Consider the following 19,493-nt stretch of genomic DNA (forward strand, 5'->3'; position numbering starts at 1 on the left):
AACCCTACCAACACTGACATGACCCAGAATTTCTTCCAGACTTTTATCCTGCTGTTGCTGGTCACCGACCCGTTCGGCAACGTTTCCCTGTTCGTCAATGCCCTGAAAAGCGTGCCCGTCGAACGGCGCTGGAAGGTGGTGGTGCGCGAATGCGCGATCGCCTTCGGCATCTTGCTGCTGTTTATGTTTTTTGGGCGCCATTTCCTGAAAGCCATGCAGCTATCGGAAGTCGCGCTGCGCATCGGCGGCGGCGTGATCCTGTTTTTGATCGCCATGCGCATGGTGTTTCCGCAACCCAGCAATGGCAATAGCGATCACGATATCGCCGGCGAACCGTTTATCGTGCCGCTGGCGATTCCCGCGCTGGCCGGGCCGTCGGCGCTGGCCACCGTGCTGCTGTTTTCTTCGCACGAAGTCGATGAGGTGATCGCCCATGTGGCGGGCTTGAGCGCGGTAGCATTGGTGTGGCTGGTGGTGTTCCTGAGCGCAGAACGCCTGCAGCGCGCGCTGGGGCCGAGGGTCATGACCGCCTTCGAGCGCCTGATGGGCCTGATCCTGACGGCAATGGCGATCGAGATGCTGCTGGCCGGCATACGGGCCTTTTTGAAATCAGTGTAAACCGGAGAAAACACCATGAGCCGCTGCGCCCACATCTGCATGATGGCCGAATACAACCAGTGGATGAACGCCAAGCTGTATGCGGCGGCGGCCAGCTTGCCTGGCGAAGAACTGCGGCGCGAACGGGGCGCCTTCTTCGGCTCGCTGCTCGGCACCCTCAACCACATCATGGCGGGCGATACGCTGTGGCTGCAGCGCTTTGCGAAACACCCGGCAGGCTTTCCCTTGCTGGACCCGGTCCGCGCCATCACGCCGCCCACTTCGCTCACGCAATCGCTGTTCGACGATTTCACTGCCATGCAGGCGCACCGCCACCGGCTCGACCAGGTGATCATCGACTGGGCCGCCTCGATCACGGAAGCCGACCTCGATCACCTGCTCGACTACCGCAACAGCCGTGGCGAGAACCGGCGCCAGTTCTTTGCGCTGCTGATGCATTTCTTTAACCACCAGACGCATCACCGTGGCCAGGCGACGACCCTGCTGTCGCAGGCCGGCGTGAACATCGGCGACACCGATTTACTGGTGTGCATCCCTAGTCACCTGGAATGACGGCGCGCGGAACACCGATGCTTTGAACCACGATGACGGCCAGCGCACATGCGGCACCTTTCCCTACCTTATGGCCAGGTAGCCGGAATAGGTCGCCGAAATTGCGCGTTTTCATTGATTTTCTGGTAGCAAATATGTTTCCAAAAGGCTGAGTTCGCTTGCGGTGCTCCCCCACGTTGTTTCCACACGACAACTTGTTTCAGAAGCTGCCTTTTTTGTAACTTGATACAGTTATTTGTATTGCCGTGTGGAATTTTGAGGAACAATTACTGCCTCGCTGCGCTAAGTACTTACCCGTAGCGGCCTGAGCTGTAATTTTTCCGCATACACGAAAGCAATCAATGTCACTCACACAATTCAAAATCGGTACCCGCCTCGGCATCGGCTTTGCTGTCGTTCTCGGCTTGCTGGTGGCCGTGCTGCTGGTCGGCCTGTATTCCATGGGACAACTGAGCGCGCGCACCCACGATATCGTCGCCGACAAGAACGTCAAGATGGCGGCCGCCAACACCATGAGCGATAACGTGCGCAGCATTACGCTGGCGATCACCAGCGTGGTGGTGGCGCCAACGGATGCGCTGATGCAAGAGCAACTGAACAAGATCGGCGAAGCGCGCAAGAAATATGGCGCCGCCAAGGAAGTGCTGCAGAAGATGGTGTCGACCGACAAGGAAGCGGCGCTGATGGGGCAGCTGGACGCGGCCCTGAAAGCGGGAGCGCCGATGAACAACAAGGTGGTGGAACTGCGCAAGGCGGGCCAGACCGAGGAAGCCGTCACGTTTTTGACCCAGCAGGCGGCGCCCAGCCTGAACAATGTGCTGGTCGCGCTCGACAGCCTGGTGGCGTATGAGGCGCAACAGGCGACGCAGGCAGCCGATGACGCCGAAGCGCTGAGCGAAAAGGCGCAGGCCTCCATGCTGGGCATGGGCTGCGTGGCTCTGCTGCTGGGCGCCTTCGTGGCGTGGATCATCACGCACTCGATCACCAGGCCGATCAATGCGGCCGTCAGCGTGGCCGAAACCGTGGCCTCGGGCGATTTGTCGTCGCAGATCATCGTCAATTCCGGCGATGAAACGGGCCGCCTGCTGGGCGCGCTGAAAGCCATGAACGACGGCTTGCTGGACGTGGTGGGCCAGGTGCGCCACGGCACGGATGCGATCGCCACGGCGTCGAGCGAAATTGCCGCCGGCAACCTCGACCTGTCGTCGCGCACGGAAGAGCAGGCCAGTTCGCTGGAAGAAACCGCGTCGGCGATGGAAGAGCTGACCTCGACCGTGAAACAGAATGCCGACAATGCGCGCCAAGCCAACCAGCTGGCGAAAAGCGCGTCGGAAGTGGCTGTGCGCGGCGGCAATATCGTCTCGCAGGTGGTCGACACCATGGGCACCATCAACGAGTCGTCGAAGAAAATCGTCGACATCATCGCGGTGATCGACGGCATCGCCTTCCAGACCAATATCCTGGCCTTGAACGCGGCGGTCGAAGCGGCGCGCGCCGGCGAACAGGGCCGCGGCTTTGCCGTGGTGGCCAGCGAAGTACGCAACCTGGCCCAGCGCAGCGCCGGTGCGGCCAAGGAAATCAAGGAGCTGATCGCCGCCTCGGTGGCCAACGTCGACACCGGCTCGCGCCTCGTCAATGAAGCGGGCCAGACCATGGGCGACATCGTCGACAGCATCGTGCGCGTGACCGACATCATGGGCGAAATCACCTCCGCCACGCATGAGCAGACCCTGGGCATCGAGCAGATCAACATGGCGATCGCGCAGATGGATGAAGTGACGCAGCAAAATGCGGCGCTGGTCGAAGAAGCGGCGGCCGCCTCGCAAAGCATGCAGGAGCAGGCCGGCGAACTGGCCCATGTGGTGGGCTTCTTCAAGACCGGCCAGGCGGTGGCGGCAAGCAAGCCTGTCGCCAGGTCCGTCCCCAAGCTGGCGGCCGTACGCACCGGCAAGCCGGCCGCCACGGCGATCGCGCGCGAACCCTTGCGGCGCCCGGCCAGCAAGCAGGTGGCGAACGCGGCACCGCGTTCCAGCGACAGCGAGTGGGAAGAGTTTTAAGCGCGTTGACACCGCTGCACCAGTGAAAGCCAGGCAAGAAGTTTCCGCCTGGCTTTTTTTCGCGCAGAACAACGGTTTTTTTTATGACCGGACAAGGCAAATGCACGAAACCGTAAAACACGCGGCGCGCATACGCTTTACAATCGCCGCTCGCTTTACAAAATATTGGTCATCATGAATCAGGCAGAACAGCAGCGCCTCCTGGCTATCCTGGAGTATTGGCACAAGATCGAATTCTTTATACCGTTTGACCTGAATCAAATCACAGAAGTTGAAGACCAGTCCACCGTGCGTCTCCTTCATCGTGAACAGCTGGCGCAGTGGTCGCCGCAGTTCTTTACGCAATTGCCTGTCGGCGCGGACCGCGAGATCGACGGCTTTTCCCTGTTCCTGGGCGTGTTCGACAAGGCCGAGATCAACAAGCTGCTGCCCGCCACCGGCGCGGACACCATCGCCGAAGCGGAAAAGACGGAACTCGTTGGCCGCTCGTGTTTTGCGCGCCTGAGCCTGAATGCCTTGGGCGAGCCGCAGTTCGATCCGGTGTCGGTGTCCACCTTGCCGTGGGCGCTGGGCCGGCCGCGCACGGCCGACTGGTCGGGCTTGAGCCTGGATGCATACAGCGACAGCCAGCTGGCGCTGCAGGACAGCCTGCGCAACTTTGCCGCCGCGCGCACGCCCGGCACCGTGACAGACGAGGCCGGCAATGTATCGACGCCCTTGTCCGGCACCGAAATCGCCGCGCTGGCCCATCTGTTCATGGACTGGGCCCATTTTCACCCGTCGTCCGCGCAGCCGCTGGCGGTGCTGGAGATTCGCACGCGCAAGAAACGCCCGCCCAGGGAAGCGCTGTTGCCCGGCGTGGAGGCGGTGGAAAACCGCGTTCTCGATTTCGGCGATGCGGTCGAACCGTCCATCGATATCCTGAACAGTTTTTATCTCGATGACCTGGAGCAGATCATCCGCACCCTGCGCGGCGGCAAGATTTCTCCCACCCTGGCCGCCTACCTGACGCCGCTGGCCCAGGCCGAGCGCATCGACCTGTACAGCCCGGCCGGACGCCAGGCGCTGGCCGCAATGTTGAACCCTGCCAACATGAACCGTGGCCACTGGCTGGAAGACTCGAACTATGCGTTGAGTCTGATGCAGCAGTTCGCCATCCATGGCGCACGCACGGGGCTGGCGGAGCGCGGCATCTTTTCCGTCAACGGCCCGCCGGGCACCGGCAAGACCACCCTGCTGCGCGAGCTGTTCGCCGACAATATCGTGCGCCGCGCCAGCGTGCTGGCCTGCCTGGACCGCGCCGCCGACGCCTTTATCGGCAAGGTGGCGGTCGCCTTCGAAGGCGTGCGCGACCCGATCACGATCGCTCGCCTGCGGCCCGAACTGACGGGTTTTGAAATGGTGGTGGCCTCGTCGAACAATGCGGCGGTGGAAAATATTTCAGCCGATTTGCCGAAACCGAAACAGCTGGGCAAGGAATGGGCGCGCACCCGCTACCTGGACAGCGTGGCGCGCCGCGTGGCGGCCGACGGCAATGGCGCCAACCGCCTGCTGGCCGAGGAAGACATGCCGTGGGGCATGATCTCCTGCGCGCTGGGCAACAGCAGCAACCGTCGCCGCTTCATCAGCAATTTCTATGACGACGACTGGGACAAGACCACGCCGCGCAAGACGCCGAACGCCCAGAATATACGCCAGTGGCTGACCAGCTACCAGGGCGTGGGCTTTGCCCAGGCCGCGCGCGAGTTCCGCGAAACGCAGCACGTGGTGGAAAAGGCCCTGGCCGAGCAGGCGCAATACGCCGCCCTGTGGCAGGCGGTGGGCACCTGCAGCGAGCAGGAGTTTTTGCACGCCAGCGTGGAGACGCTGCGCGCGGCCGAAGTGGAGATGGAAGCGGCCAACGAAGCGCTGGCCACCGCCATGGCCCAGCAAGACACCTTGTTGACCAGCAAGAAGGAACTGCTGGAAGAAGAACGCCTGGTGGCCCTGACCCAGCCGGGCTTTTTTGCCCGCCTGTTCCGCACGGCGCCGGCGCGCGCGTTCAAGGACGCCGTGCTGGCCAATGCCGAGGCGCAGCGCCAGGCGGCGCGTGACGTGTCGGCCATCAAGCTGCTGCTGAAAGGCGAGCTGGAGCCACGCTGCGAGCGGGCCCGCAACAGCCTGCATGTGGCGCTGCGCACGCAGCAATCGCGCGAACGCGAATGGGACGACAGCACGGAAATGCTGCGCCGCGCGCGCCTGCGTTTCCCCACCATCGCTTCGCCGGCCACCTTGCAGGAACTCGATGGCGACACACTGCAAAAAGGCGGGCTGTGGCATGAACCGGCGCTGGCGCGCTTGCGCTCGCGCCTGTTTGCCAAGGCGCTGGCGCTGCACGAAGCGTGGCTGGCCGAAGTGGCCCGGAAAGGCGGCCCCGGCTTTGGCGGCAACTTGCTGGCCGTCTCCAAACTGCTGAAAAACAAACGCGCCTACGACCAGTCGCACATCGCCATGGTATGGCAGAGCCTGTTCATGGTGGTGCCGGTGGTGTCGACCACGTTTGCCTCGTTCGCGCGCCAGTTCCAGGGCATGGGCGCCGAATCGTTGGGCTGGCTGTTTATCGACGAAGCGGGCCAGGCCGTGCCGCAAGCGGCGGTCGGCAGCCTGTGGCGCGCAAAACGCGCCGTGGTGGTGGGCGATCCGCTGCAGATCGAACCCGTGTTCACGGTGCCGCCGCGCCTGGTGCACGGCTTGTCGGCCCTGTCCGAACACACGCAGGACGGCAGCTATGCGCCCAGCAATGTTTCCGTGCAGACCCTGGCCGACAAAGCCAACCGCTACGGCGCTTTGGTCGGCGCCAGCGGCCCGCAGCCGCTGTGGATAGGCAGCCCCTTGCGCGTGCACCGCCGCTGCGTGGAACCGATGTTCTCGCTGGCCAACGCCATCGCCTATGAAGACAAGATGGTGTATGGCCTCGGTGACACGACGCCGCCGGCCGGCAGCCGTGGCCTGACGCGCGGCCCCAGCCGCTGGATCGATGCCATCGGCCCCGTCAGCTACAAGCAGGTGGTGCCGCTGCAACTCGATTTCGTGCTGGAGGTCTTGCTCAAGCTCTACCGCCGCGACGGCAAGCTGCCCGGCATGTACTTGATTACCCCGTTCAAGGCCGTGCGCAACGAATTGCGCGCGCGCATCGTCGACCTGGACTGGGACCGCCGCCTCGGCTATGGCAAGGCGCCCACCCAACGTGAATTACGGCAATGGGTCAAAGAAATGGTCGGCACCGTGCACACCTTCCAGGGCAAGGAGCAAAGCGTGGTGATGCTGATCCTGGGCGCCGACGACAGCACGGCCGGCGCCGCGCAATGGGCGGCCGGCACGCCAAACCTGCTGAACGTGGCCCTGACCCGCGCCCAGCACTACGTGTATATCGTCGGCAACCCGCTGCTGTGGGGACAGCTGCCGCATTTCGCGCCGGCCTGCGCACAGCTGGCGCATACGGGGATGCAGGAGTTTTTGGTGGAGATGGGGTAATGAATCAGAGCGAAAGTAAAATAAGATTTTTCTTATTTTACTTTACGGCCCAAGTTAAATTAGCGAGGAAACCGCAAGCTGAACGTCGTGGCTGCCGCATCCGACGTCACGCCAGCGCTGCCCCCATGCAACTGCATGATGGCGGTGACGATCGCCAGCCCCAACCCCGTGGAGGCGGCCGAATCGCTGCGGGCCGGATCGGCTCGGTAGAAGCGCTCGAACAGGTGCGGCAGATGTTGGGCCGGAATCGCCGGACCCAGATTGCGCACGCTCAGTTCCATGCCCTGTGGCGTCGCCTGTGAACGCAGCGTAATCGTGCTGCCGGGCGCCGCGTGGCGTATCGCGTTCGACAGCAGATTGCCCAGCGCGCGGCGCAGCAGTTGCGGCTCGGCCAGTACTTCGCCGCTGCCGTGACAGTCGAGCAGCAGGTCGCGCTCTTCGGCCAGGCCTTCGAAAAAATCGGCCAGCCGCAAAAACTCGTCCTGCACCGGCAAGGCCTGCTTGACCAATACCATCTCTTCCTGCTGGGCCCGCGCCAGGAACAACATGCTGTCGATCATGCGCGACAGCCGTTCCAGCTCTTCCACGTTGGACGACACCAGTTGCTCATATTCCTCGCTGCTGCGCGGCCGGGCCAGCATCACCTGGCTTTGCCCCAGCAAGTTCGTCACGGGCGTGCGAAATTCGTGCGCCAGGTCGGCGGAAAACTGCGACAGGCGCGCGTAACCCTCCTGCAGCCGCGCCAGCATGGCGTTCAGGGCGTGGATCAGGGGCAGCAGTTCGGTCGGCGCGCCGCGCGCATCGAGCTGCTGCTCCAGCTTGCCCGGCCGCACCAGGGCCGCGTGCGCGGCGATCGCGCGCAAGGGACGCAGGCCGCGCAGCAGCATGGCGCTGGCCAGGATGGCTGCCACCAGCGCGCTGACGGCCACGGAAATCACGATCTGCCAGCGGTAGGCGGCGAACATGGCGCTGCGGTCGCCATACACGCGGGCCACGGTGATGTCGGCCATCTGCGCCGGCATGCCGATGCGGGCGCTGGCCGCCACCACGCGGGCCGGATAGCCGTCGCGGCTGGTCCAGCCGTGGATGGCGCTGGCGGTGACCAGTGCGTCGACCGCCACCGGCATAGGCAGCGGCAAGGTTTCAGTATGCGGATTGACATCGATCAATCGCGTGCCGTCGTCGCGCACGATGCGCACCAAGGAGTTTTCCTGGCCGCTCATGGTGTCGCGAAAATACTGCGGCCGCTCGCGGATAATGTCCAGCGTGCCGGCATTGCCCAGCAGCTGCTGGATCTGCCGCAGCTTGCCGAGTAGCAAGATATCGTCGCGCCGTTCGATTTCCGCCACAAATGAACGGTACAGATAGACGCCCAGCCCGGCGGAGACCAGCGCGACGATCAACACGAACACCAGCGTCACGCGCAAGGTCAGCGACGAGTGGGTGCGCGTCATGGCGCACGCAATTCGCAGACATACCCCATGCCGCGCAAGGTGTGGATCAGCTTGGGTTCGAACGGGTCGTCGAGCTTGCTGCGCAGGCGGCGGATGGCCGCGTCGATCACATTGGTGTCGCTCTCGAAATTGATGTCCCACACTTGCGAGGCGATAATGGAACGCGACAGCACTTCGCCCTGGCGCCGCGCCAGCAGGTGCAGCAAGCCGAACTCCTTGGCCGTCAGGGTGATGCGCTGGCCTTGCCGGCTGACCTTGCGTTTCATCACGTCGATTTCCATGTCGCCGATACGGATCACGTCGTCTTCACGCGGTGGGCCGCGCCGCAGCAGGGTGCGGATGCGCGCCACCAGTTCGGCAAACGCAAATGGTTTGACCAGGTAATCGTCGGCGCCCAGTTCCAGCCCCTTGACGCGGTCCTGCACCTCGTCGCGCGCGGTGAGAAAAATCACCGGCACATCCGCGCCGCCCTCCTGCAGGCGCAAGGCGCGCAGCACTTGCCAGCCGTCCATGATGGGCAGCATCACGTCGAGCACCACCAGGTCATAGCCGCCCTCGCCGGCCATCCGCAAGCCGTCGCGGCCATTGCGCGCCAGGCTGACCACAAAGCCCGCTTCGCCCAGGCCACGCAACAGGTAATCGCCGGTCTTCGGTTCGTCTTCTATCACCAGGATACGCATGGCTGGCTGCTTTCATGAGGAGGATGGAACATTTTACGCCCGGGGGCGGCCCGCGCGGATGATAAAAATGTCATGCGGCCATCATCTTCGCGTAGGGCGGTGATCGCCATACTGGCGCCATCTTTTGACACGGAGCACCATATGAAACACTTGATTGTTGCCGCCGGCCTGCTGGGCCTGCTGGCCGGCCCGGCGCAGGCGCAACTGCAAACCGTCAGCGACCTGACCCTGGCTGCGGCCCAAAAGCTGAGCGCCGCCGCCATGGCCGCCTGCCAACTAAAGAACAAGCAGATCGTGGTGACCGTGCTCGACCGTGGCGGCAATATCGTCAGCGTGCAGCGCGCCGATGGCGTGGGGCCGCACAACACGGAAGCGAGCCGGCTCAAGGCGTATACCGCCCTCTCCACCAGGACCGATACGCAGCTGCTGGCAAGCAATGCGCGCGGCAATCCGGACGCCGCCAACCTGACCACCTTGCCGGAACTGTTGCTGCTCGGCGGCGGCCTGCCCTTGACGGCCAAGGGGCACATCGTTGGCGCCATCGGCGTGGCCGGCGGTGGCGGCGCCCTGCAAGACCGCGCCTGCGCTCAGGCGGCGATTGGCGCCGTGCCCGAACTCGACCCTGCCATTTAATTTATAAAGGAAACACCATGAAACGCCTTATATCACTGACATTCGCACTGGCCTTCGCCGCGTTCTCCACCACTGTCCTGGCCGCCAATCCGCTCAGCGTGCATATTCTCGACCTGCAAAGCGGCACGCCGACCGCTGGCGTGACGGTCACGCTGGAACAAAAGACGGGCAATGACTGGCGCCAGCTGGCCAGCGGTGTGACCAATGCGCAGGGGCGCATCGCGGAAATGTATCCGGCGGACAAGGCGATGGTACAGGGCGACTACCGCATCGTGTTCAAGACGGGCGAGCACTATGCGCGCCTGAAACAGGAGACGTTTTTCCCGGAAATCCCGGTGCAGTTCCACGTCGAAAAGACCGACCAGCACTACCATATTCCGCTGCTGCTCAGCCCTTTCGGCTTTTCCACTTATCGCGGAAATTAAGGTCAGCCCAAAGACTTCGCGGTCTGGCCGAACAGCACGCTTTTAGCGTCGCCGCTGACGGTCGGCTGCACGTTGATTTCGGCCGCGCGGGCATAGGCGCGCACGGTCGCCGGGCGGGCGGCGATCTCATCAAACCAGCGCGCCAGATGCAGGAAGTCGGCCAGATCCTGGCGCTGGCGTTTGTGCGGCACGATCCATGGGTAGATCGCCATGTCGGCGATGGTGTACGTATCGCCGGCAACATAGGCGCGGTCGGCCAGGCGCTTGTTCAGCACGCCATATAAACGATTCGTTTCGTTCACATAGCGCGTGATCGCGTACTCGATAGGCTCGGGCGCGTATTGCACGAAATGGTGGTTCTGGCCGGCCATCGGCCCCAGGCCGCCCATCTGCCAGAACAGCCACTGCATCACTTCCGCGCGCTCACGCACGCCGGATGGCAGGAATTGACCGCTTTTCTCGGCCAGATACTGCAAAATCGCGCCCGATTCGAACAGGGACAACGGTGCGCCGCCATCTTCCGGCGCCTGGTCGACGATGGCGGGAATACGGTTGTTCGGCGCGATCGCCAGGAACTCGGGCGTGAATTGCTCGCCCTTGCCGATATGCACGGGAATAATATTGTAGGGAATGCCCGCTTCTTCCAGGAACATGGTTACCTTGTGCCCGTTGGGCGTGGTCCAATAGTACAGATCGATCATCGTGGTCTCTCAGAGTCATGGGGGAGTGGGCCAGCTGGCAGGGGGCGCCGTATATTGTCGCGCCGCAACTGGTATGCATGGATATAATGCCACGTAAGCGGAAAACAAGCCGGGGGCCGCAGCGTCCCGTCCAGCCCCGAGAACCCTCAACGAAAGCCGACCATGCGCAAACTCCTGATCGTCTCGCTATGCCTGCTGTTGTCGGGCTGCGTCAAAGATTTCGCCATCTTCATGATCGATGGCCAGGAGCATTCGCTGACCGTGCGCCGCCAGCAAAACTACTTCTGGCAGGACACGGTGGAAGTGCAACTGATGGCGACCAATTTGCCGCAATGCCAGCGTTTGCATACCTTGTCGCTCGACACGCTGGCCGACGAGGTCACGGTCGATGTGTTTTCGGCCGGCGATGGCGTGTGGAATATCCGCATGGGCGACCAGCTGTGGCAGGCGGAAACGACTACCTGCAACAGCCTGGTGGAAATGGAAAACGACCCGAAAGCCGACCTGGGCCAGCCGGTCGGCAAATTCGAGGTCGTCGATGACCAGCTGACGTTCGTGCCGGCGCCACAGGCTGCGGCGCCGGCGCAATAACTTACACGCGCGCCAGCTTGCGCTGCGGCGCCTTCGACAGTTTCGTCACCGGGCGGGACGCCGCCAGGCGCGGGCCGTTCGATTCGTGGGCCGTCAACTTGAAGCGCGACACCAGTTGCGCCAGCACGGCCGCCTGGTCCTGCATGCTGCCGGCCGCTGCCGCCGCCTGCTCGACCAGCGCCGCATTCTGTTGCGTCACCGAATCCATCTCCGAAATCGCCTGGTTCACATGGCCGATGCCCGTGCTTTGCTCGTGCGAGGCGGCCGTGATATCGGCCATGATGTCGGTCACGCGCGAGACGCTGGCCACCACCTGATCCATCGTCGTGCCCGCCTGCGCCACCAGGGTGCTGCCGGCGGCGATGCTGTCGACCGAGGCGCCGATCAGGGCCTTGATTTCCTTGGCGGCCGCCGCCGAGCGCTGCGCCAGGTTGCGCACTTCCGACGCCACCACCGCAAAGCCGCGGCCCTGCTCGCCGGCGCGCGCCGCTTCCACGGCGGCGTTCAGCGCCAGGATATTGGTCTGGAAGGCGATGCCGTCGATCACGCCGATAATGTCGACGATCTTGCGCGAAGACGCATTGATGGTGTCCATGGTGCCGATCACCTGTGCCACCACGGCGCCACCCTGACGCGCCACGGCCGAGGCCGATTGGGCCAGTTCATTGGCCTGCACGGCGTTGCCCGTGTTTTGCGTCACGGTCGAGGTCAGCTCTTCCATCGAGGCGGCTGTTTCTTCCAGCGAACTGGCCTGCATTTCGGTGCGCGCCGACAAGTCCATATTGCCGCTGGCGATCTCGCTCGACGCCGTGGCGATGGTCTCGGCGCTGTGGCGAATTTCGCTGATGGCGGTGGCCAGGTTGGCCTGCATGGTTTTCATCGCATACAACACGCTGTGGCGGTCCCTGGCATGGGTGTGCACGTCGACGCTCAGGTCGTTGTCGGCGATCTTGGCCGCCACGTCGGCCGCGTATTCCGGGTCGCCGCCCAGCGCATGGCGCAGGCTGCGGTTGATCATCACCACCACGCCACCGAGGACGAGGCAGACCAGTACCAGCAGGCCCAGCGACATCAGCAGGGTTTGCCGGAAGGCCGTGTCGATATCGTCCATATAGACGCCGACCACGATGTTCCAGCTCCACGGTTTGTAGGCGGCCACGCGGCTCAGCTTGGGTTCGGCGTTTTTCTGGCCGGGACGGGGGAAGTGATAGCGCACAAAACCCTTGCCCGTCTCGCTCTTGCCGACCGCCACGATGTCGCGGTACAGATAGGTGCCGTTGGCATCCTTGAAGTCGGACATGTTCTTGCCGTCCGTCTGCGGTGCGGCCGGGTTCATCACCACCACGGCGTCCAGGTTGATGACGGCCAGGTAACCGGTCTCGCCGAAGCGCATGCTCCTGATGACGGCCAGGGCCTGCTTTTGCGCTTCCTGCGTGGTCAGCGCGCCGCTGGCGGCCAGTTCGCCGAACATCTTGACGGCGCCCAGGCCCTGGTCGGCCGCGTTGGTGATGTCGGCGCTGCGCTCTTCGATGCGGATCTTGCGCACTTCGAAGGCGTTATAGACAAAGATAATCGAAATACACAGCAGGCTGCAAATCAGGGGTATCCATAATTTCTGCTTGAACGACAGTTTATTCATGCGTGTCTCCTACTTGTATTTTTGCAGCGGCATGGGCTTGCCCCGCTGCCATGGCGGGCATGGCAATGCGGCGGCGCCGGCACTCTGGCGGCGCCGATCAGACGGTTCCAGCATACGCTCGAACTGGCCTTATTTACAATGCTATCTGGCAATGTTTTTTTGCCGGTGTTGTTAATGCGTTGCTGGCAGGGCGGGCAGATAAGGGGAAGGAAAACTGTGGCAGAATGCGCGTCTGAAACGCTGCTTACGAAAGAAACGCATGACCAAGAACGACGCCATGAAACGCATCAACGACCGCCTGGGCAAACCCACCCTGACGGACAAGAACACGCATTTTTCCAGCGTGACCAACTATGGCACGGACGAAGGCTGGTGGCTGAAGATACCCTTCCTGACCTTCAAGCAAGAACTGCACTTCATCCTCAACAACGAGAAGACCAAGAGCTTCCAGCATTTGAAAGTTGGCGCGAACCAGATCCTCAGCCCCGGCATGAAGTTCCGCAGCACCGACGGCGCCGCCGACGCCTTCATGTCGGCCTCGACGCCGAAGCGCCTGATCGACCTGCTTGACGGCGGCAGCAAGTACAATTTCACGAAACACCTGGTCAGCGAATACCGCTACTGACCCGGCAGACGTAAAAAAGGCGGCATCGCGCCGCCTTCTGAGTGCATCGACAGCGAAAATCAGCTTTCGCGCGCCAGTGCCAGGAACTCCGTGCGCATGGCCAAATTCGGCTGCAGCTCGCCCAGCATGGCCGAGGTAATGGTTTCCTCGCCGGGCGTGCGGATGCCGCGGCTTTCCATGCACAGGTGGCGGCAGCGCACGACCACGCCGACCGCTTTCGGTTCCAGCACTTCCATCAGCGCATTGGCGATCTGCATCGTCATGCGTTCCTGCACCTGCAGGCGTTTCGAGAAGCAATCGACCAGGCGCGTCAGTTTCGACAGGCCGACGATTTTGCCGTTCGGCACGTAGCCGATGGTGGCCTTGCCGAAGAATGGCGCCAGGTGGTGTTCGCAATGGCTGTAGACGGGAATGCCGCGCACGACGATCAGTTCGTTGTACTGCTCCGCGCCATCTTCAAACGCCTTCAGCAATTCGACCGGGTCCTGGCCATAGCCCGAGGTCCAGTGTTTCCAGGCTTTCGTGACGCGCGCCGGGGTTTCCAGCAAGCCTGGACGTTGCGGGTCTTCGCCTATGCTGGTGATCAGGCGGCGCCAGTCGTCTTCGGTGAATTCTTCGTGTGCCATGCTAAAACTTCCTCAAATTTTCAATTGCCGCCAGTATATAGAAAACTGGACCGGCTGCCTTGACCGGCCGGCTTTTACAGCGCCGGCGGTGGCCGGTGCGCCCGCACCAGCAGGGCCGAGATCGACACGCTGGAGGTCGCCTCCGGCCATACATCGCCGGGGCCGAACCAGCGCGCTTCGGCGATCTCGTTCTCGTCCAGGCGGATCTCGCCATCGAGGTAGTCGGCCGTAAAGGCCAGCATCAGCGAATGGGGAAACGGCCACGACTGGCTCATGAAGTAGCGCAGGTTGTGCACCCGCAAGCCCACCTCTTCCATCACTTCGCGGTGCACGGCCTCTTCCACCGATTCGCCCGCTTCCAGGAAACCGGCCAGCGGACTGTAGCGCTGTGACGGCGAATGCTTGTGCATCGCCAGCAACACCTGCTCGCCCTTGCGGATCAGCACCATCATGGCCGGCGAAATGCGCGGATAGGCCATCATGCCGCAGCCCAGGCACTTGAAGCAGCGCTCGCCCGGCAGGCGCACCATGGGCGTGGCGCAGACGCCGCAATAGCGGTGCGTGCGCGCCCATTCGGCCAGCTGCACGGCGCGGCTGGCCAGGCCGACAAAACCATCGTCGAGCACGTTGAAGAGGCTGCGCAGGCCGCGCCATTCCAGGCTGGCGTCCAGCAAGGTTTCGTCATCGACCCAGACTGTCTGGCAATAGCGGCCCTGCCAGAGGCCGACCGGCTGGGCCCGCGCCAGGTCGACCCCGAGCGCGCCCACCTGGTCGGCGGACGGCAAGGCCAGGTCGGGGCTGCGCAGCAGCAGGCGGCCGCGATGGAAGACAAAGGTCAGGGTCTCGGCCGGCGACGGCGACGGCACGGGAACATCGATCAGGGGAACAAAGGCATTCGGCGTTTCCAGCATGCGGCACCAAGTAGGGAGGGAGGTTGAGCATCATACTCCGGCGCAAGTATCGCGTGCGCAGCGTGCGTGATAGCACCAGTCCATGCGGGTTTGCAAGACCCTGCGGAAAATCACAGTGTGTTTTTTTCGGCACATAAAAACGTTGCGTTAACGAGACTTAAACGAGACTGATAACGATTCTCATTTACGGAATGGCGGGCAATTATTACAATGTCATTCACCGTTTCCCAGCCAGTGCGCATGCGGCCGCAGCGCAGGGCAGAGACACCTACCCTGATCATAACGAGAGAGCAAGATGGCAATCAAGAGCCGCAAGCACGTCCAATCCCGCTTCAACCAACATGTCGGCGCCGCCCTGGCCGTCATGCTGCTGCCCGTCGCAGCACAGGCCGCAGACCCTGCCGGCCAGAGCGCACCGGCATCGCAACAAATGCTGAACGAAGTTACCATCGTTGGTGCCAAGGAAAACGACTTCAAGGCCGACAAGGCCTCGTCGCCGAAATACACGGAAGCATTGGTCAATACGCCGCAAACCATCGTCGTAATCAAGAAAGAACTGATCGAACAGCAGGGCGCACTGACCCTGACCGACGCGCTGCGCAACACGCCAGGCGTGGGCACCTTCTTCCTCGGCGAAAACGGCAACACGAATACGGGCGACGCGGTCTACATGCGCGGCTTTGACGCCTCGAGCAGCATCTACGTCGACGGCGTGCGCGACATCGGCTCGATCTCGCGCGACGTGTTCAACATCGAACAGATCGACGTGCTGAAAGGCCCGGCCGGCACCGACGGCGGCCGTGGTTCGCCGACCGGCTCGATCAACCTGGTCAGCAAGACGCCGAACCTGGAAAACAGCATCAATTCGCTGATCACGGTCGGCAGCGGCAAGCAGAAGCGCGCCACCGCCGACTGGAACCGCGTGATCGACACCGACTCGGGCACCGCCTTCCGCCTGAACCTGCTGAAACAGGACAGCGGCAATGCCGCCCGCGACGTCGTGAAAAACGAGCGCTGGGCGATCGCCCCGTCGGTCACCTTTGGCCTGGGCAAACCGACCCGCGTCACCGCCAGCTTCCTGCACGTCGACCAGGACAACGTGCCGGACGGCGGCGTGCCGACCATCGGCCTGCCAGGCTATGTCGGACCGGACAATCCGGCCAACGCGACGGGTGCCAATCCGGTTCCTGTGCGCACCTATATCAATGCCGCGCCAAAAGTCGATCCGAAGAATTTCTACGGCCTGTCGTCGGACTACGACAAGGTCAAGGCCGACATGTTCACGGTCAAGGTCGACCATGACTTCTCGCCGAACGTGAAGCTGCAGAACGTCACGCGCTGGGGCAAGACCAAGCAGGACTACCTGCTGTCGGCCTTCATGGGCTCAAGCGCCAACCTGGTGACCAACAATGCGGCGCTGGGTGCCGTACCGGGCAATCCGTCGACCTGGCTGCTGGCGCGCTCGAACCGCACCATCAAGGACCAGAAAAACACCATCCTGACCAACCAGTCGACGGTCACTGCCGCGTTCAACACGGGCGCGGTCAAGCATTCGCTGGTCGGTGGCTTCGAGTTCACCACCGAGAAACAGACCAACTACAGCTATGTCGCTTCCAGCCTGGGCGCCAGCGTTGCCGCGCCGACGGCCGCCAACCCGCGCACCATTCCGCTGGCCAATCTGTACAACCCGAATCCGAACGAAAGCACGACGGTATTCAGGCCGGTACGCAGCGGCGCCACCACCGACGGCCAGATCGACACGCAAAGCCTGTATCTGTTCGACACGCTGAAGTTCAACGACCAGTGGCAAGTGAGCGGCGGCGTACGGGCCGACCATTTCAACACCAAATACAATGCCATCACCTTGCAGGCGGCGGCCGCCACCGGCCAGCCACAGCTGATTCCGGTCGGCACGCCGATCGGCAGCAGCCTGTCGCTGAGCGACACCGTGTACAACGGCAAGATCTCTGCCATGTACAAGCCGACCCCGGACAGCAGCGTGTATGCCTTGTACTCGACCTCGAAAGCGCCGCCAGGCACCAACTTCACCCTGAGCACGGCTGCCAGCAGCGCCCAGAACCTGAGCTACGACCCGCAGGAAACCACCACCAAGGAAATCGGTACCAAGTGGGACTTGCTCAAGCAAAAACTGTCGCTGACGGCCGCGCTGTACCAGACCACGGTCACCAATGAAGTGGAGCAAGACCCGGTCATCTCCACCATCTACTACCAGACGGGCGAAAAGCGCGTGCAGGGCGTGGAACTGGGCGTGGTTGGCGAAGTCATGCGTGACTGGCTGGTCAGCGCCGGCTACACCCGCATGAACACCAGCGTCAAATCGGGCCGCGTGGTGACCGCCAGCGGCATCAACAACCTGAGCTACACGCCAAAACAGGCATTCACGGCCTGGACCTCGTACACCCTGCCATTCGGCCTGAAGATCGGCGGCGGCGGTCGTTATGTCGGTGAAATGCTGCGCGGCACCGACGGCGCCTACGGCACCCCGGCCCGCATCGATTCCTACTGGGTGTTCGACGCCATGGCAACCTACACGGTCAACAAGAACCTGGACCTGCAGCTGAATGCCTACAACCTGGCCGACAAGACCTATGTGGCGGCCATCAACAAGAGCGGCTACCGCTACACGCCAGGCCAGCCACGCTCGTTCAGCCTGACGGCCAACGTCAAGTTCTAGGACGCGTCTGACTCAGGCAGTACCGCAGTATCGAAAGGCCCCGCCGCGTGCGGGGCCTTTTTTATTGTCCTGATAATCTTGCTTTTCTGGCGGCGTGGCAGCTGTATGAAAACTCATACAGCCGAGCTTGGCCGCGTCCAATATTTCGCGCAATACCCGCCCCCGTGCTACATCCTGACAACAAAAAAGCGTATTGAAATCAAGACCTTAATAAGTTCTGTACCAAAAGTCGTTTTCAGGCATATCCTTTGCTATGTAGTGACTTTGCAGCAAATAAACGCTGGCACGCAAGAGCTTGTTTCTCGGCAATATTCCTTCCAAGCTTAAGTTGCTCGCTATCAATAATCCGCTCACAGCGGCGATTTACTGGAGGAGTCACCCATGAAAAAGAAACGGCCATTAACCCTTTACATCCTGATTGCCATGATTTTGGGCATTCTGGTGGGCTATGCCTGCAACACCACTTTCCCGGACGAGAAGGTCAGCGCGCAGATTGCGGGCAATATTTCCATCGTCACCGATATCTTCCTGCGCCTGATCAAGATGATCATTGCGCTGCTGGTGTTCTCCACCCTGACGGTCGGCATCGCCCACATGGGTGACGGCAAGACGGCGGGCCGCATCGGCCTGAAAGCCATGTGCTGGTTCCTGGTCGCCTCGCTGGTATCGCTGGCGCTGGGCATGGTGCTGTCGAATATCATGCAGCTCGGCACCAACCTGGGCTTGCCGCTGCCGGACGTGCACGCGTCGACCAATCTGAAGACCGCCGCTTTCACCATGAAAGACTTCTTCACGCACCTGGTGCCGAAGTCGCCGATCGAGGCGATGGCCAACAATGAAATCCTGCAAGTGCTGGTGTTTTCCATCTTCTTCGGCGGCGCACTGGCCGGCCTGGGCGAATCGGGCAAGGCGCTCACCAATGTGATCGACCAATTGGCGCAAGTCATGCTGCGCATCACCGGCACCATCATGAATCTGGCCCCGCTGGCCGTGTTTGCCGCAATGGCCTCGGTGGTTACCACCCACGGCCTGGGCGTGCTGGTCACGTTTGCCAAATTCATGGGTGGCTTCTATGTCGGCCTGATCTGCCTGTGGGCGCTGCTGGTCGGCGCCGGCTTTGTGGTCATCGGCCCGCGCATCTTCAAGCTGGTCGGCCTGATCCGCGAACCGTTCCTGCTGGCTTTTTCGACTGCCAGCTCGGAAGCGGCGTATCCGAAACTGCTGACGGCGCTCGACCAGTTCGGCGTGGACCGCAAGATCTCCAGCTTCGTCATGCCGCTGGGCTACTCGTTCAACCTGGATGGCTCGATGATGTACTGCACCTTTGCCGTGCTGTTCATTGCCCAGGCCTATGGCATCGACCTCTCGGTCGGCACCCAGATCACCATGCTGCTGCTGCTGATGCTGACCTCGAAGGGCATCGCCGGCGTGCCGCGCGCCTCGCTGGTGGTGATTGCCGCCACCTTGACGCAATTTAATATCCCTGAGGCAGGCCTGCTGCTGCTGATGGGCGTGGACCAGTTCCTCGACATGGGCCGTTCGGCCACCAACGCGGTCGGCAATGCCGTCGCCACGGCGGTCGTTGCCAAGTGGGAAGGTGGCCTGGCCACCGAAGAAGAAGCGGCGGCAGCCAATGCCGCCAACATGAATACCGAAAGCCATTGGGGCGAAGCAGATCACGCTAACAAGGCTTAAACCGAATGGCCCGCCACAAGCGGGCCATTGTTTTAATCTCAATGTTGAGTAACAAGCAGTCGGGCAGTGCGATCAGTA

16 protein-coding genes are annotated in these 19,493 nt (G+C 62.4%); 10 read left to right on the top strand and 6 right to left on the bottom strand.

Annotation, left to right across the window (positions count from 1 at the left end):
* The first annotated feature begins 18 nt into the window (after positions 1-18).
* The 4 genes from Q8L25_RS00080 (at position 19) to Q8L25_RS00095 (ending at position 6,740) form a co-directional block, all read left to right on the top strand.
* On the top strand, positions 19-618 hold the full coding sequence (locus tag Q8L25_RS00080) for a MarC family protein (protein WP_308922986.1): 600 nt from the start codon (positions 19-21) through the stop codon (positions 616-618).
* A 15-nt stretch (positions 619-633) separates the two neighbouring features.
* Positions 634-1,170 carry a DinB family protein gene (locus Q8L25_RS00085; protein WP_308922987.1) on the top strand — a complete coding sequence of 179 codons (537 nt, stop codon included), beginning with the start codon at positions 634-636 and terminating at the stop codon, positions 1,168-1,170.
* Positions 1,171-1,511: 341 nt separating this feature from the next.
* Positions 1,512-3,227, top strand: a complete 1,716-nt coding sequence (locus tag Q8L25_RS00090; RefSeq protein WP_308922988.1) for a methyl-accepting chemotaxis protein — start codon at positions 1,512-1,514, stop codon at positions 3,225-3,227.
* A 288-nt stretch (positions 3,228-3,515) separates the two neighbouring features.
* Positions 3,516-6,740, top strand: a complete 3,225-nt coding sequence (locus Q8L25_RS00095; protein ID WP_308922989.1) for an AAA domain-containing protein — start codon at positions 3,516-3,518, stop codon at positions 6,738-6,740.
* Positions 6,741-6,799: 59 nt separating this feature from the next.
* On the opposite strand, the gene Q8L25_RS00100 is transcribed toward Q8L25_RS00095, so the two are convergent.
* Both Q8L25_RS00100 and Q8L25_RS00105 read right to left on the bottom strand, forming a co-directional pair.
* Positions 6,800-8,194, bottom strand: a complete 1,395-nt coding sequence (locus tag Q8L25_RS00100; protein ID WP_308922990.1) for a heavy metal sensor histidine kinase — start codon at positions 8,192-8,194, stop codon at positions 6,800-6,802.
* Positions 8,191-8,874, bottom strand: a complete 684-nt coding sequence (locus tag Q8L25_RS00105) for a heavy metal response regulator transcription factor (protein ID WP_308922991.1) — start codon at positions 8,872-8,874, stop codon at positions 8,191-8,193. The genes Q8L25_RS00100 and Q8L25_RS00105 overlap by 4 nt, the downstream gene beginning before the upstream one ends.
* A gap of 141 nt (positions 8,875-9,015) precedes the next feature.
* Between Q8L25_RS00105 and Q8L25_RS00110 the strand changes: the two genes are divergently transcribed.
* Together Q8L25_RS00110 and uraH are read left to right on the top strand one after the other, a co-directional pair.
* On the top strand, positions 9,016-9,507 hold the full coding sequence (locus Q8L25_RS00110; RefSeq protein WP_308922992.1) for a heme-binding protein: 492 nt from the start codon (positions 9,016-9,018) through the stop codon (positions 9,505-9,507).
* Positions 9,508-9,524: 17 nt separating this feature from the next.
* The gene (gene uraH, locus Q8L25_RS00115) at positions 9,525-9,932 is read left to right on the top strand and encodes a hydroxyisourate hydrolase (RefSeq protein WP_308922993.1); all 408 of its coding nucleotides are present in this window, start codon (positions 9,525-9,527) and stop codon (positions 9,930-9,932) included.
* A 2-nt stretch (positions 9,933-9,934) separates the two neighbouring features.
* Here uraH and Q8L25_RS00120 read toward each other — a convergent pair whose 3' ends face one another.
* Positions 9,935-10,633, bottom strand: a complete 699-nt coding sequence (locus Q8L25_RS00120) for a glutathione binding-like protein (RefSeq protein WP_308922994.1) — start codon at positions 10,631-10,633, stop codon at positions 9,935-9,937.
* A 162-nt stretch (positions 10,634-10,795) separates the two neighbouring features.
* Between Q8L25_RS00120 and Q8L25_RS00125 the strand changes: the two genes are divergently transcribed.
* Positions 10,796-11,224, top strand: coding sequence for a hypothetical protein (locus tag Q8L25_RS00125; protein WP_308922995.1), 429 nt, complete (start codon positions 10,796-10,798; stop codon positions 11,222-11,224).
* A 1-nt stretch (position 11,225) separates the two neighbouring features.
* Here Q8L25_RS00125 and Q8L25_RS00130 read toward each other — a convergent pair whose 3' ends face one another.
* Positions 11,226-12,863: a methyl-accepting chemotaxis protein gene (locus Q8L25_RS00130; RefSeq protein WP_308922996.1), complete on the bottom strand. Its 1,638-nt coding sequence runs from the start codon at positions 12,861-12,863 to the stop codon at positions 11,226-11,228.
* Positions 12,864-13,122: 259 nt separating this feature from the next.
* On the opposite strand from Q8L25_RS00130, the gene Q8L25_RS00135 reads away from it, so the two are divergent.
* Positions 13,123-13,488: a hypothetical protein gene (locus Q8L25_RS00135; RefSeq protein ID WP_308922997.1), complete on the top strand. Its 366-nt coding sequence runs from the start codon at positions 13,123-13,125 to the stop codon at positions 13,486-13,488.
* 59 nt (positions 13,489-13,547) lie between these two features.
* Here Q8L25_RS00135 and folE read toward each other — a convergent pair whose 3' ends face one another.
* Both folE and nudC read right to left on the bottom strand, forming a co-directional pair.
* The gene (folE, locus tag Q8L25_RS00140) at positions 13,548-14,114 is read right to left on the bottom strand and encodes a GTP cyclohydrolase I FolE (RefSeq protein WP_308922998.1); all 567 of its coding nucleotides are present in this window, start codon (positions 14,112-14,114) and stop codon (positions 13,548-13,550) included.
* Positions 14,115-14,188: 74 nt separating this feature from the next.
* Positions 14,189-15,025, bottom strand: coding sequence for an NAD(+) diphosphatase (gene nudC / locus Q8L25_RS00145; protein WP_308922999.1), 837 nt, complete (start codon positions 15,023-15,025; stop codon positions 14,189-14,191).
* A 295-nt stretch (positions 15,026-15,320) separates the two neighbouring features.
* On the opposite strand from nudC, the gene Q8L25_RS00150 reads away from it, so the two are divergent.
* Both Q8L25_RS00150 and Q8L25_RS00155 read left to right on the top strand, forming a co-directional pair.
* Complete coding sequence (locus Q8L25_RS00150; RefSeq protein ID WP_308923000.1) at positions 15,321-17,720, top strand: catecholate siderophore receptor Fiu; 2,400 nt, start codon at positions 15,321-15,323, stop codon at positions 17,718-17,720.
* A gap of 381 nt (positions 17,721-18,101) precedes the next feature.
* Positions 18,102-19,415 (top strand): dicarboxylate/amino acid:cation symporter, encoded by a 1,314-nt coding sequence (locus tag Q8L25_RS00155; protein ID WP_308923001.1) that lies wholly within the window; start codon positions 18,102-18,104, stop codon positions 19,413-19,415.
* Positions 19,416-19,493: the final 78 nt, after the last annotated feature.

Origin of the sequence: Janthinobacterium sp. J1-1, from assembly GCF_030944405.1 — a bacterium.
Lineage (GTDB): Bacteria > Pseudomonadota > Gammaproteobacteria > Burkholderiales > Burkholderiaceae_D > Janthinobacterium.

Bases quoted from the DNA above. Each gene is read 5' to 3' on its own strand.
- Q8L25_RS00080 (WP_308922986.1), top strand. From the start codon at position 19: ATGACCCAGAATTTCTTCCAGACTTTTATCCTGCTGTTGCTGGTCACC.
- Q8L25_RS00085 (WP_308922987.1), top strand. From the start codon at position 634: ATGAGCCGCTGCGCCCACATCTGCATGATGGCCGAATACAACCAGTGG.
- Q8L25_RS00090 (WP_308922988.1), top strand. From the start codon at position 1,512: ATGTCACTCACACAATTCAAAATCGGTACCCGCCTCGGCATCGGCTTT.
- Q8L25_RS00100 (WP_308922990.1), bottom strand. From the start codon at position 8,194: ATGACGCGCACCCACTCGTCGCTGACCTTGCGCGTGACGCTGGTGTTC.
- Q8L25_RS00105 (WP_308922991.1), bottom strand. From the start codon at position 8,874: ATGCGTATCCTGGTGATAGAAGACGAACCGAAGACCGGCGATTACCTG.
- Q8L25_RS00110 (WP_308922992.1), top strand. From the start codon at position 9,016: ATGAAACACTTGATTGTTGCCGCCGGCCTGCTGGGCCTGCTGGCCGGC.
- uraH (WP_308922993.1), top strand. From the start codon at position 9,525: ATGAAACGCCTTATATCACTGACATTCGCACTGGCCTTCGCCGCGTTC.
- Q8L25_RS00120 (WP_308922994.1), bottom strand. From the start codon at position 10,633: ATGATCGATCTGTACTATTGGACCACGCCCAACGGGCACAAGGTAACC.
- Q8L25_RS00125 (WP_308922995.1), top strand. From the start codon at position 10,796: ATGCGCAAACTCCTGATCGTCTCGCTATGCCTGCTGTTGTCGGGCTGC.
- Q8L25_RS00130 (WP_308922996.1), bottom strand. From the start codon at position 12,863: ATGAATAAACTGTCGTTCAAGCAGAAATTATGGATACCCCTGATTTGC.
- Q8L25_RS00135 (WP_308922997.1), top strand. From the start codon at position 13,123: ATGACCAAGAACGACGCCATGAAACGCATCAACGACCGCCTGGGCAAA.
- folE (WP_308922998.1), bottom strand. From the start codon at position 14,114: ATGGCACACGAAGAATTCACCGAAGACGACTGGCGCCGCCTGATCACC.
- nudC (WP_308922999.1), bottom strand. From the start codon at position 15,025: ATGCTGGAAACGCCGAATGCCTTTGTTCCCCTGATCGATGTTCCCGTG.
- Q8L25_RS00150 (WP_308923000.1), top strand. From the start codon at position 15,321: ATGGCAATCAAGAGCCGCAAGCACGTCCAATCCCGCTTCAACCAACAT.
- Q8L25_RS00155 (WP_308923001.1), top strand. From the start codon at position 18,102: ATGAAAAAGAAACGGCCATTAACCCTTTACATCCTGATTGCCATGATT.